The 17,716-nt window shown below is 58.6% G+C and carries 12 protein-coding genes and 1 tRNA gene; 3 read left to right on the forward strand and 10 right to left on the reverse strand.

All coding sequences use genetic code 11. The features are described 5' to 3' along the window. Nucleotides 1-168 precede the first annotated feature (168 nt). Complete coding sequence (locus H8274_RS07365; RefSeq protein WP_049619890.1) at nt 169-1,104, forward strand: acyl-CoA thioesterase; 936 nt, start codon at nt 169-171, stop codon at nt 1,102-1,104. Between the two features lie 694 nt (nt 1,105-1,798). On the opposite strand, the gene ettA is transcribed toward H8274_RS07365, so the two are convergent. From ettA to H8274_RS07385, 4 genes are all read right to left on the reverse strand, one after another. Beyond that, nucleotides 1,799-3,478, reverse strand: a complete 1,680-nt coding sequence (gene ettA, locus H8274_RS07370; RefSeq protein ID WP_185934191.1) for an energy-dependent translational throttle protein EttA — start codon at nt 3,476-3,478, stop codon at nt 1,799-1,801. Between the two features lie 392 nt (nt 3,479-3,870). Next, nucleotides 3,871-4,455: a single-stranded DNA-binding protein gene (locus tag H8274_RS07375; protein WP_049619888.1), complete on the reverse strand. Its 585-nt coding sequence runs from the start codon at nt 4,453-4,455 to the stop codon at nt 3,871-3,873. Nucleotides 4,456-5,296: 841 nt separating this feature from the next. Next, nucleotides 5,297-6,757, reverse strand: coding sequence for a GTPase (locus tag H8274_RS07380; RefSeq protein ID WP_074660770.1), 1,461 nt, complete (start codon nt 6,755-6,757; stop codon nt 5,297-5,299). A 272-nt stretch (nt 6,758-7,029) separates the two neighbouring features. After that, on the reverse strand, nt 7,030-8,574 hold the full coding sequence (locus H8274_RS07385; protein WP_176700776.1) for a GTPase: 1,545 nt from the start codon (nt 8,572-8,574) through the stop codon (nt 7,030-7,032). A 387-nt stretch (nt 8,575-8,961) separates the two neighbouring features. Between H8274_RS07385 and H8274_RS07390 the strand changes: the two genes are divergently transcribed. Further along, a tRNA-Arg gene (locus tag H8274_RS07390) sits at nt 8,962-9,037 on the forward strand. 35 nt (nt 9,038-9,072) lie between these two features. Beyond that, entirely contained in the window at nt 9,073-9,828 is a 756-nt protein-coding gene (gene orn / locus H8274_RS07395) for an oligoribonuclease (RefSeq protein WP_185934192.1), read from the forward strand. Between the two features lie 381 nt (nt 9,829-10,209). On the opposite strand, the gene H8274_RS07400 is transcribed toward orn, so the two are convergent. From H8274_RS07400 to mvk, 6 genes are all read right to left on the reverse strand, one after another. Further along, nucleotides 10,210-11,523 (reverse strand): hydroxymethylglutaryl-CoA synthase family protein, encoded by a 1,314-nt coding sequence (locus H8274_RS07400; RefSeq protein ID WP_244924569.1) that lies wholly within the window; start codon nt 11,521-11,523, stop codon nt 10,210-10,212. A 371-nt stretch (nt 11,524-11,894) separates the two neighbouring features. Continuing rightward, entirely contained in the window at nt 11,895-13,001 is a 1,107-nt protein-coding gene (locus tag H8274_RS07410) for a hydroxymethylglutaryl-CoA reductase (protein ID WP_049619884.1), read from the reverse strand. 355 nt (nt 13,002-13,356) lie between these two features. Next, a complete protein-coding gene (fni, locus tag H8274_RS07415; RefSeq protein WP_244924570.1) occupies nt 13,357-14,493 on the reverse strand; it encodes a type 2 isopentenyl-diphosphate Delta-isomerase in 1,137 nt (378 codons plus the stop codon). A 15-nt stretch (nt 14,494-14,508) separates the two neighbouring features. Next, nucleotides 14,509-15,579 carry a phosphomevalonate kinase gene (locus tag H8274_RS07420; RefSeq protein ID WP_049619883.1) on the reverse strand — a complete coding sequence of 357 codons (1,071 nt, stop codon included), beginning with the start codon at nt 15,577-15,579 and terminating at the stop codon, nt 14,509-14,511. After that, nucleotides 15,572-16,582: a diphosphomevalonate decarboxylase gene (gene mvaD, locus H8274_RS07425; protein ID WP_185934193.1), complete on the reverse strand. Its 1,011-nt coding sequence runs from the start codon at nt 16,580-16,582 to the stop codon at nt 15,572-15,574. The genes H8274_RS07420 and mvaD overlap by 8 nt, the downstream gene beginning before the upstream one ends. Then, the gene (mvk, locus tag H8274_RS07430; RefSeq protein WP_185934194.1) at nt 16,579-17,562 is read right to left on the reverse strand and encodes a mevalonate kinase; all 984 of its coding nucleotides are present in this window, start codon (nt 17,560-17,562) and stop codon (nt 16,579-16,581) included. Before mvk ends, mvaD begins: the two co-directional genes overlap by 4 nt. Nucleotides 17,563-17,716 lie beyond the last annotated feature (154 nt).

Raw genomic sequence — 17,716 nt, forward strand, 5'->3', positions numbered from 1 at the left:
AAACCGCGGAGCTGGTGTGACATAAGCATTTAAGTGGCAATCACGCTCCGAGCATACATTCAGTATCCTACGAAAGAAATTCTGGGAGGGATACCATGGAGAGAATAGCCGAGATCCGGTCCAAACAGATTTCCGGGTCTCATTACACGACACAAAGAGAGGCAACCTGTGAACCGGGTCGACATTCCGAAAACAGATGTGGAGCCACTAGCAAGCGTTCTCAACAATCTGGCGCTCGAGCGTATCGACGAGAAAACTTATCGCGGCGATAGCCTAATTCAGGTTACCGGGCGAATATACGGTGGCCAGGTGTTTGGGCAGGCGACTATCGCCGCGGCCGATCACGTTAACCAAACTCTCGGAATTGGGCCCGATGTGCGGTTGGCGCACTCGATTACGGGTGCTTTCTTGCGTCCGGGTGACTTGCATAAGCCCATCTATTTCCGAGTCCTTGATTTGAATGACGGACGGTCTTTTTCCACTAGAAATGTAATGGCCACCCAAGATGACGAAATCATTTTCTCGGCCCGCGTTTCTTTCCAGCTTCGTCAAAAAGGTCCCTCGTTTGGTGAACCGCAGCCGACTGACGTTCCGGATCCGGAATCGATTGATTCTTCCGTAGATTTCTTCGCCGCCATTGATAGCGACTACGGCCACATTATGAGTACCACAAACGCGCTGGATCTGCGCCATGTTGACGGCATGATTTACACGTCGCCGGCGCCCACACGATCCCCGCATGAGCGCATCTGGCTGCGCACTCGTTCACCACTCCCGGAGGGCACCTCCCGAACTGTGCAACGAGCACTCCTCGGCTATTCGGCCGACCAGTTCATGCTCGAGCCAGCATTGCAGGCGCTGGGACTGTCTTGGATGTCCCCGATCTCTTCGATCGCCACCTTGGACCATTCCATCTGGTGGCATCGCAACTTCGACATCTCCAATTGGATCCTCGCCGATATGGAATGCCTCTCCGCACAAAACGGTCGCGCCCTCATCCAGGCCCGTTTCTTCCAAGACGGCAAGCATATTGCCACGATGATGCAAGAAGGCATGGTACGCGTACGCCCCTCTAGCACCGAACACGAACAAGTGCACGAATAAAAAACGGGAGCACGCACCAAGTTAGTTGCATAAATGAAGCCTCGGCACCGGGAAGAATTCCTCCAGTGCCGAGGCTTCATTTTTAGTTCTGCAGGCTAGTTCTACAGGCAGTTCCGTAGCATGCCTCTACAGGCAGTCCCGTAGCATGCCTCTATACGCCAGTTCCGTAGCGTGCCTCTACAGGCCAGTTCCGCGGCGTGTTTCTACTGGGCACCTTCCAGTGCTGCAGTAAGTGTTACTTCACGCCCCGGCGGATCTTTTCAGAACTTTTGGGCACCTTCCATTGTTCGCTTTCGTCCGACGTCGCATGCCCCTACTTGGTAGCTTTCGCCCGACGCCGCGGACCCCACCTATCAGCGCCAGCCAGTTCCCAAACTTGCCGAACCAGCTGGCGCCTACTTTTCTTCCAAGTCCCTTTACTCCTGGGAAGCCTTCTCCCCGGGCCACTTTCTTCCAGGACCCTTTCCAGGGACGCAAGTCAACGCGCCACTACCCTTGCAAACGCCCGAGCCCTTGCAAACGCCCGAGCCCTTGCAAACGCCCGAGCCCTTGCAAACGCCCGAGCCCTTGCAAACGCCCGAGCCCTTGCAAACGCCCGAGCCCTTGCAAACGCCTGAGCCCTCGCAAAACACCAGAGCCCTGCAAACGCCCGCCCCTTGCCCTTGCGAGAGCTCGAGCGATGGCGCACGTCCGTCTAGCGCGTGAGCCGGCGATGTGTGCCCGCCGAAGGTGCGAGTGCAGCTTCGCCCAGCCGTTCTACCTTGTTCTTCTCGTAGCCAGCGAAGTTACCTTCGTACCAGTACCAGTTAGCAGGGTTCTCTTCGGTACCCTCCCAGGCGAGAATGTGCGTTGCCACGCGGTCTAGGAACCAACGGTCGTGGGTAATAACCACGGCACAGCCCGGGAACTGCAAAAGCGCATTTTCCAGGGAGCTCAGGGTTTCCACATCGAGGTCATTCGTCGGTTCGTCCAGCAGGAGCAAGTTTCCGCCCTGTTTCAACGTCAGCGCGAGGTTCAGCCGGTTACGTTCCCCACCGGAAAGCACGCCCGCCTTCTTCTGCTGGTCTGGTCCCTTGAATCCGAAAGCCGATACGTATGCACGCGAAGGCATTTCCACGTTTCCGACCTGGATGTAGTCGAGACCGCCCGAAACTACTTCCCACAAGGTCTTTTCTGGGTCGATACCGGCCCGGCTCTGATCCACGTAGGAAATCTTGACGGTTTCGCCGATCTTCAGTTCGCCTCCATCGAGTGGCTCGAGCCCTACGATTGTCTTGAACAAAGTAGTTTTACCGACGCCGTTCGGCCCGATAATCCCAACGATACCGTTACGCGGCAAGGTGAAGGAGAGTCCGTCAATTAGGGTGCGATCTCCAAAGCCCTTCTGCAAATTCTTAGCTTCGAGCACCAAGGTACCCAACCGCGGCCCTGGCGGAATCTGAATCTCTTCAAAGTCCAGCTTGCGGGTGCGTTCTGCCTCCGCTGCCATTTCTTCGTAGCGTTCTAGGCGGGCACGCGATTTTGCCTGCCGTCCCTTAGCTGAAGAACGAACCCATTCGAGTTCTTCCTTGAGCCGCTTTTGCAGCTTGGCGTCCTTCTTCCCTTGTACTTCCAAACGTTCCTGTTTCTTTTCCAGGTACGTCGAGTAATTACCTTCATACGGATAGAGACGCCCGCGATCCACTTCCGCGATCCACTGCGAAAGGTTATCGAGGAAGTACCGGTCGTGGGTTACGGCAATTACCGCACCCGGGTAGGTACGCAAATGCTTTTCCAGCCAGTCCACGGATTCGGCATCCAAGTGGTTCGTTGGTTCGTCCAGGAGCAGCAAATCCGGTTCTTCCAAGAGCAACCGGCAGAGCGCAACACGACGCCGTTCTCCACCGGAAAGCACATTGACCGGGGTGTCTCCGGGCGGGCACCGCAAAGCGGCCATCGCTTGTTCGAGCTGCGAATCCAAATCCCACGCGTTAGCAGCGTCGATCTCGGTTTGTAGTTTGCCCATTTCCGTCAGCAGGGAATCATAGTCCGCATCCGGATTGGCCATCTCTTCGCTGATCTCATTGAAGCGGCGCAATTTGTCAATAATGTCCTTGCGTCCCATCTGGACGTTTTCAAGGACGGTCTTATCCTCCTCCAGCGGCGGTTCCTGCAGGAGAATGCCCACACTATATCCAGGAGTGAGCCGGGCTTCGCCATTCGAAGGCTCATCGAGCCCCGCCATAATCTTCAAAATAGTGGACTTCCCGGCACCATTTGGGCCGACCATGCCAATCTTTGCGCCAGGGAAGAACGCCATCGTGACGTCATCGAGGATCACCTTATCCCCCACGCGCTTAGACGCATGGATCATTTGGTAAATAAATTCAGCCACGCTACCTCTGCCATTCGGTTGCTAGTCAATTATCTGCCGATTTCTCGCCGCAAGGCGCATCGGCCCCGACTCAGCATACAGGGGTTCCCAGCACCTGTGCCCAGGCTTTTTCTCCAGGAGCGGCAATTCACAGATATGCCCGGAATTGCCGCTCCTGTCCAACTCTCATTCTGCTCCCGGCAGGGTGATGGTTTGCTCGGTCTGGTTCCAATCCGACGGCTCTGCAGTTTCCAACCACCATATCGTCACAGCCGGCTCATCCCGGCCGGCTCGTCACAGCTCGCTGCAACCGCATTAGCCCACTGTCAAAGGCAACAGCTCGCCGCAAGGTCGAAGTGCGCCGTAACGTCACCACTCACCTACCCGCATAAGCATAGTTTCACGCCTCCCCGCTACATCACTTGTTGCAGGTTCCCGGCTGGATCAGCTTCCTGGATTTCCCATTCATCGGGTTCCGGATTTGGCCCTTGCGTCACAATCACCGGGTTGCCGGGCACCCCAGTTCCCGACCCGCCAGCCAGCGCCTCGCCGCCGGCCGCGCCCGGTTCATCGCCTGCCGTACCGTTATAGTTACCGCCGTTGTATTCGCTTCCATTGCGGCGAACTTTTACATAACTGGCCGTTCCGTGGGCAAGTTCGACGCCGACCGCATCCGCCACGATTACCAAACGCGTCCGGGCACCAGATTTTTCGCCGTTTTCATTGGCCGGTGACCATTCGCGAGTGCCGAGACGGCCACGAATTAAGAGCGGTGTTCCAGTTCGGCATGAGGCGGCAAGATTATGGCCCAATGCCCCGCGCGCCCGCACCTCATACCAAACAGTTGGCCCTTCCCGATATTGCTGTTCCCCGCGGTGGAAATAGCTTGGCGTCACGCCCACCGATACCTGTGCTACGTCAGGTGCGTCGTCGTTCTTAAAAATTACCGGATCTGCACCGGCATAACCCCTAATGGTTACGTATGTTTCGTTTGCCATTCTTTCTCCTCAGCATCTTTGTACCCAGCCACGTGCGCCGGCCCCGTTTTCGTTTCCCGTACTTTGCTCGCACGCGTCACACTCGCCACGCTTCGCTCGCACGCGTCACACTCGCCATGCTTTGCTCGCACGCGTCACACTCGCCATGCTTTGCTCGCACGCGTCACACTCGCCATGCTTTGCTCGCACGCGTCACACTCGCCATGCTTTGCTCGCACGCGTCACACTCGCCATGCTTTGCTCGCACGCGTCACACTCGCCATGCTTTGCTCGCACGCGTCACACTCGCCATGCTTTGCTCGCACGCGTCACACTGCCGCGCTTCGCGCCCGCCTGACGCTTGCCGAACAACGGCCGCATGTTTGTTGCGCTCAGCTTGTAGGCTTACGTCTCACTTGCTTCACGCGCACGCACGTTTGCCGCGTTTTGCATGCTTGCTTCTAGTTCGCTGTGCATCGCTTACGGGGCTGGGTTTTATACGGACCGCGGCCTCTCCGCAGTCCCTACACCTAGCTTGCCGGGGAGAATACTTTTAGGTTCGACGCCGCACCTCAGCTGTGGATGAAGCTCGCGCCTGGCCGCCTGTGGAAACCGCAGGCATCTGTATATTTTCGAACACGCACATGTCTCAACACCGCGCGCGAATTACTCAGCCCACTATCCCACGCACTGAGTGTCCCAGGTGCAGACCAGTCCGCTACCGACAAGTGCGCTACCATCCAGTCCGCTACCATCCCAGTCCGCTATCGACCAGTCCGCTACCATCTAGTCCGCTTACCGCGTCCGGTCCGCAAACCGCCATATCACCCGCTAACCGCTATATCACCTGCCAACTGTCATATCAGTCAGTTAGCAGCTGGCGGGTTTGTGTGTAGTCGTCCAGAACTTTTGCTGCGGGCAGGATGAATTCCTTCTCTACGGCTTGAGAGATGGATTCGCGCATAGCGGCGTCGTACGTGCGGGCAGCGCCGCGCGCGGCTTTTCGTTTCAGTAACCAGGCACACGCGATACTCACCCCCGCGCCGAGCACGCCGACGGTAATTCCCGCCCACAGCGGGAACGCAACCGCTCCGACCAGGGGCAGCAAAATTCCCAAAACGAGGATCAGGAGACCCAATATGCCGCACACCCAGGCCCCGGTACTTCCGCGGCGGCGCGCGGGTACAGCGCGCACGGCCACACCCAAAGCCCGGCGAATATGTTCCGGTTCGGGAATTTCTTCATCGAGCGCGTTCGCCCACCGACCCGGCAAACCAGAACGCACGAATGCCAGCCATGATTCTCGGGCTGCGGTCATGGATGCCAAAGAGGGCTGTTCCGGCCGGGGAATGGCGCGGCTGGACGGATCTGCCAGGGCCGCGGTCACCGCTGAAATTCCCGAAGAGGAATAAAGATCGTCGGTGAGTTCTTCAATTTCCTGGCCGCGCGGGTTGACCGCCGGAGTCTCGTAACCTTGCGCCAGGCGCGCCCGCACCGCGTCAAGTTCGGCTCGGGCCGTTTCCAAAGCGGAATCCGTAGATTGGGAAGCGGTGCGCAATTCCTCCCACACCGGTTCCAAGCCGATACGTTCTTTACCGGAAGTGGCGTAGACGGGTACTTCTTCCATGCCTTCAGCGGCCAGTAAACGCCGCACGTCTTCCACTACGTCCGCAACCCGCCCTTGCGGAATCGTATCGGCCTGGTTGAGGAGCACAATCATGCGTTCCCGCCGGTTCTTCATCGCCGAAATATACGCGTCATGGATCAGATTATCGGCATATTTTTGCGGATCGAGCACCCAAATGAGCAGATCGACCATGGGTAGCACCCGGTCCACCTTTGCCGTATTGCTCGCCGCCACCGAATCATGATCCGGCAAATCAAGCAAAATCAGGGACGAAATCCCATGATCGTCCGGGGCAAGAATCGAATCGTAGGCGATGGTCCGCCGCGGATCGACCCCTAGAATGTCCAGGAGCTCGGGAGCATCCGCGCTCCACGTACACGCCGAAATATCCATCGTCGTCGGCCGGATATCCCCCGGATCCGCAAAGTGCAGGCCGGTTAGCGCATTAAACAGCGTTGATTTACCCGACCCGGTGCCGCCCGCCAAGGCCGCCACAGTGATCCCCATACCAGCATTAACGCGTTCTTGAATGCTCTCAATTTCGCGCCGTGCCCGGTCTACTAAAAACGGATCGGCCCGCTCGCCCGCCAAGTCCATGGCCGCGCGCAAGCGCTGCAATTCTTCCGCTAGCTCAGCGGCCGCTCCCGTAAGATTCCGTTTCGTGCCGTTTTCCGGCGTTTTCTCCAGCTCTGCCACGAGAACCGTGCACCCCTTCGTTTTAATTTTGCTCTACTTACGTATTTTGCTACATTGCGCAGGCTTCTGGGAACGGTTCGGTTTCCGATTGCAGTGTTGTTCCCTAGCTGCTTTGCAGTGTTGCTCCCTAGCTGCTTCGCGATGAAAACTTGCTGCAGGTATGGCTTCCCTAGCTGCTTCGCGGCGAAAACTCGCCAGAAGCGCACTCCCCGCCCACTTAGCGTTAAAACTCGCCAGAAGCGCACTCCCCACCCATTTAGCGTTAAAACTCTCTAGAAACGCGTCCGGAATTCGGCGGCGCGGAGTCGTAGTTCGCGCCCATTGCCAACGTCTACCGTACCCAGCGCGTCCATAAATGGCTGGAGCGTATTATCCACCGCCCGGTCCAAGGCAGCGGTGAGGCTCTCGCGCCCGCTACGCACTACTTCCGGGCCGAGCAGGGAACGGGCTAAAGCCGTGGCACCATGCACGCCACCGGCGGCCGCGCCCAGCAAGGATGCGGTACCAGCCGCGCCGAACCAACCTTTACTGTCCTGCGTGGTAATGAGATTCTTCAAGTCGCCCATCCATTCGTAGATCGCTTTTGCGATCACCGCGGGCCGATCGGATTGTGCTTGTGCCTGCGCCAGAATCTGCGTGGTATCCGCGATTCCTTGCCCCCAAGCGGCCTGCACAGCGCCTTCTGCGGAGGTGAGCGCGCGGCTCAAAGTGGTGCGGAGGGAACGTACGACGCCGTCGAACACTTCCGTAACTGCCTGGTCACGTTCCCCGCTCCGGCGTCGTTGTAAAAGATTGGGCCGATTATTCGGATTCACTCCGGCGAGCGCGCCGCCGGCAGAGGCATGGGTGAGCCACGTTGTGGTCGGGGCGCCCTGCCCGAAACGACCGTGAGAAGCCAAACTGGCGAGTTCTTCGCGAATGGAAGCAGTGGCGTCCTGAGCGCGTTGCTGCAACGCTTCAATCATCTGCGCCTGTGCTTCCACCGCGGCGGCGATCCGCTCCAAGGTGTCTGCCGTTTGCGGCAACATGAGCGCATTCGACCGTTCCACCAGGGCTTCGCTATACCCGGCTGCCCCAATAGATTCGAAAAAGGCGCGCAGTTCCGTCACGATTTCTTCCGGGAGAAGACCTTCGTGCGGGCCGGCGTCGGGCACCGTGAGCAAAGGCGCATTACCTAAACCGGCAGAGTTGAGCCGCGCCACCAGGTCTCTGCGCACGTCCCGCAAAGCTTCCTCCCGCACCCGATTGAGCACGACGGCGATGGTGGTACCTCGCGCATGCGCTTCCGTGAGAATATCCCAGGAAACTAAATCTCCATAACGAGAGGCGGTGGTGACGAAAATCCACAGGTCAGCGGCGTCCAGCAAGCGGCGGGAAAGCTCCCGGTTATCCGCATCAACCGAATCGAGATCCGGCGCGTCAACCAAAACCGCTCCGGGCACCGCACCTTCCGTGACCACCAAGTTTCCGGTTTTGGTGACGGCGTGGTCTTGCATGGCCTCCACATTTTCGGGATGAACGGCAATCACGGGCGTGCGCGTAGTGGGGCGCAGCACCGAAGCTTGCGAATATTCGGCGCCAAGGAGGGAGTTGAAAAGCGTGGACTTACCCGCCCCGGAAGAGCCACCAAAAACGATGACTGCCGGCGTATCTGACTGGCGAAGTTTGGGGAGCACGCGTGACCCTAAGCGGGTGAGCAATTGAATCCGGGCTTCCCCCACTTCTTCGGATCCCGGCATGGAGAGCGGCAACCGAGCACCTTCCAAGGCGGTCATGGTTCGTTCCACGAGCTTCGCAAAATCTCGGCGATACATCATTCCTCCATTGTCCCTGATCATTGACGCGTGAAGCGTGAGCCACCAATTCCGCGGTTCCTGCACAGTCTAAGACGCCCGGGGCACACATCCCAGCTTAACACCAGCTAGCCTGCACTTGGCCACGAGACGAAAGGAACGGAGAACTTAAGGCGCGGGGCTGGGCGGAGGTTCGCCGGGGGCGCGGCGACGGCGCAACAGCGCACGCGAAACAAAACCTGGCGGAAGGCGGCGCGGCTACGCGGCTCGGGTGTCGCGATGACCACGAGTGTGAAGATTTCGTTCCGCGGCTCGCCTTGGGTAGATTACTGAGGGTTGGGTTGGCGGCCTGCACTTCGCGCGGACGTGTGCTTCGCGCGCGACGCCGGCCTGAGTACCGATTTCAAATAGGCCTCCGTAGCTCAGTGGATAGAGCACCGGACTTCTAATCCGTTGGTCGCTGGTTCGAATCCAGTCGGGGGCACCACCGCTAAGCTCGCTAAACACGCCTACAATGGGGGCGTGAGTTACCACGAGATGAGTACGCCAATCGTTTGGATCGATTGCGAGATGACGGGTTTGGACCTTAGCCGCGACGAAATTGTGGAAATTTCGGTGGTGGTGACGGATTCCGATTTGAATCCGGTAGATGAAGGCATCGATATTGTGATTAAGCCCAGTGCTGATGCTTTGGAATCCATGAATGATTTCGTGCGGGAGATGCACACAAATTCGGGATTGATTAACGAATGGGATGCGGGAGTTTCCATCATGGAAGCGGAAAAGCAGGTGCTTGCCTACCTAGAGCCGCGCGTGGAGAAGGGCAAGGCCCCGCTCGGAGGCAATTCGGTGGGAACCGATAAGACTTTCCTCGAAAAGCAGATGCCAAATCTGGTGAACTACCTGCATTACCGGATTATTGACGTATCTTCCATCAAGGAACTGGCAAAGCGTTGGTTCCCGCGCGTGTACTTTGCTTCGCCGGAAAAGTTTGGCAATCACCGGGCTTTGGGCGATATTTATGATTCGATTGACGAGCTTCGTTACTATCGCGCTACGTTGTTCCCGGAAGGAGATGGGCCAAGCACCGCAGCGGCGCAGGAAGTTGCCAGTCAAGTAGCTGGCCGCACGCAGCAATTGCTCTCTGCGAATGCCGCTTCGGCGGCTAGTGCGGAGGCCGATCCTGCCGAAACTGTGGCTGCTACCGAGGCTGATCCTGCCAATGTTGCCACTGGTACCGAGGCTGATTCTGCCGCCGCGGATAGGGATAGAGAGTAACTTCGCTGTTGCAGCTAACTGGTAATTCCGGCACGAACTAGGAGCTCCGGCGTGGCCGGGTGGCGGAAGCCAGCTTGGCAACAAGGCCGGCTTGGTAACAGGGCCAGCTTGGTAACAAGGCCGGAGCTGGTACCAAGGCCGGCTTGATAGCAAGCGCCGTTCCGCACCAGGATAGCTAGTCCGGACCCAGGGCCATTCCGAACCCGGATGACCAGTCCGTCCGGTCGCCAGCATCGTTCCGCGCTTTATAAAATAAACCAGTCCGCGCCTTACGGAGTTGCTTACGGTTATTTGCGAGGCATGTTTCGGGGCCGGTGCTGCTGTCAACGACGACGTCGCCAGCGCCGGCCCCGCGTTACGCCAGTTGTACGCGTCCGCGCGCTAGGCGCCGGTACGCTCGTAGCGCCGAGCATGGTCTTGTACGCCCGCGAAGCGGAAAGGCCCGGTGGTATCCCGCGGTGTCTCATAATTCGCGGAATCGGTGCGTAGCGCCCCATGCAGAGCGCGGTACGTAGCGAAGGAAACTTCTTCCCGCGTGGCGAGCATCGTTTCAACCGCAAGCCGATCGGCGCCCGTCCGCTTCAACTCTTCGCGGTAGCCGGCCACCGGCGTCCCGGTAAAGAACTCCGAGACCGCGCCGGACCCATAGGAAAACAGGCCGATACGCTGCCCCGTCAAATCCTCGGTGTCATTGGCAAGGAGCGAGGCCAAGCCAATATAAAGCGCTGCAGTGTAAGTATTTCCGATATCACGTCCGTAAATAAGTCCGGATTCGATTACTTCATCCCCGCGGGAATCCCCGGTGTGTTCCATGAGGCGTGCGTGCGCCTTGCGCGACATCTTCCCGAACGGCTGATGGTGAACGAAACGGGCCATATCCTGCGTTTTTAGCCCGGTACGCGCGGCCAGATCATCCCACGCCCCCAGGCACGCGTCCATATAGGCATCCATGGAAAGGTGGCCGAGCACGTACGGCGTCGAACTATCATTAGGCCGCCAAAAATCATTAATATCCAGGGTATAAACACCGGTGGCCGGGTCTATTTCGAGCAGCCGCGGATGAGCGGAGATCAGCATGGCCACCGCGCCGGCACCCTGTGTTGGTTCCCCAGAAGAATCTGCCGCATAACGGGCGACGTCGGCCGCCACCACCAGTACCTTTTCCTCCGGGTTGCGGGCAACTAAGGCCAGGGCCGCCTGGAGGGCTGCAGTCCCGCCATAGCAAGCTTGCTTAAACTCCACCGTCCGCATGTTCCGCGGCAAGCCAAGCAGGCTGTGCATGAACACCCCGCCGGCCTTCGACTGATCAACCGACGACTCCGTGGCAAAGAATAAGGACCGCACGTTTTCCGGTAAGCCGGGGAGAGACGGCGCCGTCCCTTCTGGCGTATCGGTAGCCTCGGTAGCCGGCTTCGTTGCGGGCTCACACAGCTCCGCGCTCGCCCCTGCTTCTGCCGTGTCCGCACTTGCTTCCGCCGCGTCCGCCGTGCGGGCGCCGAGCAGTTTAGCCAAAGCTTCCGCACCCAGCGTCACCGCATCTTCATCCAGGGCGGGAACGGACATATGGACCTGGCCCAAACCCACGTGGTACTTACCTACAGGCACGTCCGTGGCCTGCGCGAGTTCGCGTAATGGAAGTTCGTAATGTGTGGTTGACAATGCGATCGCATCAATTCCAACCGGCACTTTCGCCATATTTCGCCCCTTATTGACGCTATTTTTCGGTTCGGGTGCGAGCGATACGCACGCTACCGATTCGTACTTTGCTGATCCCACGTTACTCGTCGCACCCGGTTTCGGCCTACTGTTTTTCGGAAATATCTGGTTTTCTGTGCGGGAAACTTTCCTGCCGGTTTACTTCCGGGTGCTACTGAAGTTTCGTAGTGTGGCTATCTTTCCGGTGTGACTTGCTTCGCAGCGTTACTGGCTTCGCCATGCGGCTTGCTTCGCCATGCGACTTGCTTCCCCAGGCGGCTTGCTTCGCCATGCGGCTTGCTTCCCCAGGGTAGCTTGCCTCTCACTGTTACTAGCTTTCCGGTGTGGCTCAACTCCTGGTTATAGCACACTTATTTTTCCGCATCCGGGCGCGGTTTTTGCGCCCCTCCCCGCTCGAATTTACGGTGTGCATCCATGAGTTCGCCGGGCCGAGTTTGCGCTGCCAACAGGGAGAGTTCTCCGCACAGCACCGTGGCTGCAATTAACCCGGCCAAGGCGCGCGAATTTTCTCCCGGTTCGCGTTGTGCGTCCAGGCCCATGCGGGCCATAGTTTCCCCGATGAAAGGCAGGTCTTTCCCGTTTCCTACGGTACCGACGATTAGGTTCGGCAAGGTGACCGAGAAATATAGGCCTTCTTCGCGCTGTTCGGTATGTGTGAAACCTTGGGAACCTTCCACAATATTTGCCGCATCCTGGCCGGTTGCCAGATAAAAAGCGAGGAGCATATTCGCGTAGTGTGCATTGGCGGAGCGGAGCGCGCCCGCCAGGTTCGAACCCACCCAGTTTTTCCGGTAGTTGAGTTGGTCGATTGCTTGCGCGGTGGTGTGGAGACGTTTGGCGACGACGCCGTGCGGGATCAGGATGTCGGCGATAACGCGTTTACCGCGGCCCCGAATACCATTTATAGCCGCAGCTTTTTTATCGATGCAATAGTTCCCAGAAATGGAGCCGTAACTGAGCGGCAATCCCCAACTAAGGATTCGGTCCATAAGTGCTTCGGAGGCTTGGGTGGCCATGTTGTGCCCGGAAGCATCGCCGGTTGCAAATTCAAACCTGGTGTATAGCAGATTTCCAACCGCTTCCGAATGGATATCAAGCAGACGGGCAAAACGTGACTGCCCGGCCACGACTTCCGCGAGTTCTACTTGCCGCGCCGAGATCTGTGCGGCAGCGGCAAGGCTGCCCGCGGCGTCGGCAGCGATGAACAGCACGGAACGTGACATACGCTCATCCGCAATTTCCACGTGTATTCCGCCTGGGCTCATACGCGATACATCGGCCCCGCGATTGCAGCTGGGCCAGAGCGGGGATTCGTAGGTGGCGAGCGGGACTTCGAATTCCCCGGATAACACCGGGCCTTCGATATGAATCGGTCCGATCCATTTAGTGGGGATCGGGGTTACGGAATCCGGCTCGGCGCGGCCCGCTGGCGCGGTTTTCTTCGAAGCATCTGCCATGCGCCTAGCTTAGGTGTAATCGGGCGCGCAAAGAAATCGACTGCGTAACATCACCCCAAATTACTAATTCCGCGGTTCCTGTTAAACACCAATTCCGCGGTTTCGGTTACCTGCTAGCGCGACGTTTTAGCACCGCGCAGAAATCGCGGAATTAGTCAGATACCGATTCCGCGGTTTCTGTTAATCACCAATTCCGCGGTTTCGGTTACCTGCAAGCACCCCGTTTCGGCACCGTGCAGAAATCGCGGAATTAGTCAGGCACCAATTCCGCGGTTCCTGTTAAACACCAATTCCGCGGTTTCGGTTACCTGCAAGCACCCCGTTTCGGCACCGCGCAGAAATCGCGGAATTAGTACTAGGAAGGGCGGCGGTGGGCGTAGGGGTGAATATCAATCCCCCGCGCTTCACACCATTCGCGCAAGCCGGCGCGAATAATCACGTCCGTTTCGGTAGCCGCCACCGGGTTTTTCGCGCCCAGCAACGCCAAGAGGGCGCGGATCTGTTTTTTCCAGGAGTTTAATCCGGCCACCAAGGTATCTTCGCCTGCCAGGGCTAACCGCAAAAATTGGGCGGCCACCCCCGCGGCTCGCGCCCCGAGAGCTAGGGCTTTTACTGCATCAAACGGGGTGCGAATCCCACCGGAGGCCAAAATCGGGAAACCGTCCGCACCTACCGCGCGAGTACCTCTACCGCATCCGGCGTCGAGCAGGCAGGCTGGGGTGGATAGCCCGTAACCTGCCAAGTACGCGTATTCACGCCCCTTCCGCCGCGCATTTTCAATCGCTGCAAAATCAGTTCCGCCGGTACCACCTACGTCCGCAATAGCCACGCCCAACTCGCGCAAAGTCTCCACCGTGCGCCGGGAAAGCCCGAAACCGACCTCTTTGACGATAACCGGCACTTCCACGGCCCGCACGATTGCCGCAATATTGCTTTGCCAATGCGCGAACTCGCGGTCGCCTTCCGGCATCACAATTTCTTGCACCGCGTTGATGTGCACTTGCAGGGCGTCGGCTTCCACCAAGTCCACTGCCCGCTGTGCATCCTCCGCGCCACGCCCCGCACCAATATTCGCCATCACAAAACCGTGCGGGTTTTCTTCTCGAATTACCCGGAAACTGGCCGCCGTAGCCGGATTGTCCAGGGCCACGGAGACCGAACCGGTAGCCATCGGTATTCCCACCGCGGCCGCGCCTATCGCAAGCACCCGGTTGATCTGCCCGGTTTTTTCCGTCCCGCCCGTCATGCCGTTGATATAAAACGGCACCGGCCACGTCACGGGCCCTATCTTCGCACGCAGGTCCACCTCAGCCACATCAACCGCGGCCAAAGCGTCATGCACAAAATCGATAGCGTCAAAATCATTGCCGTGCGGTTGTTGGGCGACCGCAAGATCCACGTGCTCATCCTTGCGGCCGCGCCGCTGCTCCCGATTCGCCGCGCTCTCGCGGCCAGTTTCCGAGTTTCCGACGCCGTAGCCCATACGTCCCATATTTATTCCGCCCGTCTACTGCTTTTGCCAGACCCGTAAAGGTAGCGGAAATACTCCGGCTTCCTGCCATTCCTGGTGAATATCTGCAATCTTGGCGCCGATTTCGGCCGGCACCAAAGCAATGCCGCAGTCCCCACCGCCGGCGCCGGAAGATTTGGCGTACGCGCCGTGCTTCTCCGCAATATCGCAAAGCGCCGTAAGCAGCGGTGTTTCTATACAAATCCCGGAAGTATCTCCCAATTTGCGCAAAAGTTCTCGCGCCTGCGAAACAAACGGTCCGATGGGCGAAGCACTACGTAAGGCCGCTACGATGCCCGCTACCCGTGCCGCGGATTTTTCCAAAAAGCCCGGGAAATATGAGCCTTTGCTCCGCGCTTGCACGCCGGAAACCAAATGTTCGGTAGACGCCGGTGAACGCGTCCACCCTACCTGCAAAGTTTCCTGGGCCGGGGCCGGCAGTTTTTCAATTCGGCACGAATCCCAGGCCGCGCACGCCAAAGTTTCCTCTACGGTCCCCCGCGTCGCTTTCTCCACGATGCCGGCCCGGTCCGGCGAAGTGTAAAACAGCCAGCCCCCATAGGTGGAAGCCGCCACGTCTCCGCCACTCGCTCGCGGCGCGCGTTCCAAAACCGCGATCAAGGCGAGTTTAAACCGTTCCAGATCGGAAAGCTCGAGGCCATAAAACTTGCCGAGCGCATCCACAATCGCCACGGTGACGGCTGCCGAACTGCCCAGCCCATATTTCCGCCCGTCTTTTTCTACCAAGCCAGACGTAATGTCAATCGTGTAGTGGCGCGCTGGCAGGCCACGCTCCTCCCGTAGCTTTTCAATAATGCGAATCGCGTTAGCCGCGTAGTCTTGCCCAAAATCGTCAAATACGGGGGTACCGTTTTCGTGCCGCCAGTACACCGTATCGAAGGCAGCACCGTGGGAACGTACGAGCCCATAGTTTTCGGCAGGCGCAAGTTTTACCGTCATAAACCGGTCGATGGCAATAAGCACGGCCGGTTGTCCTGATTCGACGACGGCGTATTCTCCGGCAATGTAGAGCTTGCCCGGCGCCTGCACCGTTATAGCCTCACTCATGTTTTTCCCCTTCCCCGCCAAACAAAGAAGCAGATGCGGGAAGTACTTGTGCGGTCGGGCCGGGCCCCGAAATCGAGACCGTCCCCAAATTTTGCGCCGCCTGGGCCACTTCCTCCGCATAAGTGGGCGTGGTTATGAGCACCACATTGGGGCCGGCATCCGCGGTGGCGTATACCGGTATGCCGTTTTCGCGCAACTCGCCCGCTAGAGCAATAATTTCCCAACTCACGGGCTCTAAGTAATGAATTGGCGGTTCGCAGGCCATGATCGCTGCGTGCATCCGCAAAGCCGACATTTCGGCTAATTCCCCCAGCCGCGTGAAGTCTCCATCCGCGCAGGCCTGTACAGCCGCGGGCAACATTTCTTGCGTCGTTTCCACCCAACCCGCGTAATAGGGGGAGGTAGCGGCCGTAATCCGCATGGCTTCCCGGCTGGTTATTTTCTTGTGTTTACGGGAGACGACGACGGATATCATCCGCATTTCGGGTGCGCTTACCGGTTCGGCATAGGACTGTGCATCCGTTCCCGCGTGCCAGAGCGCAACCCCGCCCACGATGGAGCGCGCCGCAGATCCGGAACCTCGACGCGCGAGACGAGAAAGCTCAGCCGGAGAAAGCTCCAACCCAAATTCGGCCGCAGCGGCCACCGCGAGCGCGGCGAACCCGGAAGCCGAGGAGGCCATTCCCGCCCCGGTGGGGGCGGCGTTGCGGGTCGCGATATCTACGTGCCAGTTGCCAGCTTGGGGTAGGCCACGCTGGGTGGCAATTTCGCGGAGTACGTCTAGTAGCCGCACCGCGCGTGCAAGTTCGCGGTCAGTGGCGGGCCGCCCATTGAAAATCATGGTGTCGGCGTCGTTATTGTTGCGCCGCACAGAGGTAACCGTCGGGTAGATGTCTAGGGTCATCGACAGTGATCCGGCGGCTGGCAGCATAAGCTCTTCATCGGCTTTACCCCAATATTTGATCAGCGCAATATTGGGGTAGGCACGGGCTGTTGTTGTCACTTCGTTGGCTCCAATGTGGTTACCCAGGCGTTTTTCGCCCCGGTGTTAAGCAATCCTGTGCGTACCCTATCTGCTTCGGCGCGCGATCCGGCAAGCGCTACTACGCATCCGCCAATCCCGCCGCCGGTAAGTTTAGCGCCCAGGGCGCCGGCCTGGTGAGCGGCAGCTACCAGAGTGTCCAGACTTTGGGAGCTGACGCCTATGTCTTTCAATAAGCTGTGGGCGCGCCACATGGCAAGGCCCATGGTTACGGCTCGCCCGTTGCGGAAATAGCTTTCTGCTCTTTCGGCAATATTTCCAAGTTCGGTAATTCGCGGAATAGCGTAATGGGGTGAGGTTTCCCGGAGCATTCGCACTTCGTTAACGGCTTGCCGGGTAGAGCCTTTCAATCCGGAATCAGCGATTACGAAGTAGAAAGGTGCTCCGACCGCAACCGGGGTAACCACCGGTTTTTCGAATTTAATGACGCTATTGGCGGTAACGGCATGGGCATCCATGCCGGAGGGGTGGCCATGGGCCACTCGTTCTGCGGTTTGGGTGAGATCGAAACGTTCTTCGCGGCTTAAATGGTGCCCCGCGGCCCGGCAAATTGCTTCGATGACCGCAGAAGAAATAGCGGCCGAGGATCCTAGGCCGCGCTCGTAAGGAATATCGGAATATATGGCAACCTTGGCTCCCAGGCCAGGTGCGGCGGCGTCGAGTGCGGCGTCGATCGCGGCTAGCACGGGGGCGAGCCGGGCCGGAGCTTGTGCCACCGGGCCGCGGTATAACTCTGATTCGAGTGTCGATTCCCCTACTACCAACGATGCGTTCGCGATCACGGGAAGCACGCCAACTGGGAAAGAAATTGCTGGGGCTCCGTAAACCACCGCGTGTTCTCCGAACAAGATGACTTTGCCGTGCGCGCGGCCAACTCCATTGCCCAGGCGCGGCAAGCGTGTTTGGGTATCAAACGCGCCAAGCTGCGGCGATTGATTCAAATCGGCTCCTCACAACAAATTTCTCTTCACGTCACACCAGGGGCCACCGGTACCGGACACATGTCGCTGCCGCTGACCACTTCCTGTATGTGTTTCTCCATGGTAGTCATGCTGTAAACTTTGTGCCCATTTCAATAACGAGGACCACTTTTCG

It is taken from the genome of Actinobaculum suis (assembly GCF_900618115.1).
In the GTDB taxonomy this organism is placed as follows: Bacteria; Actinomycetota; Actinomycetes; order Actinomycetales; family Actinomycetaceae; genus Actinobaculum; species Actinobaculum suis.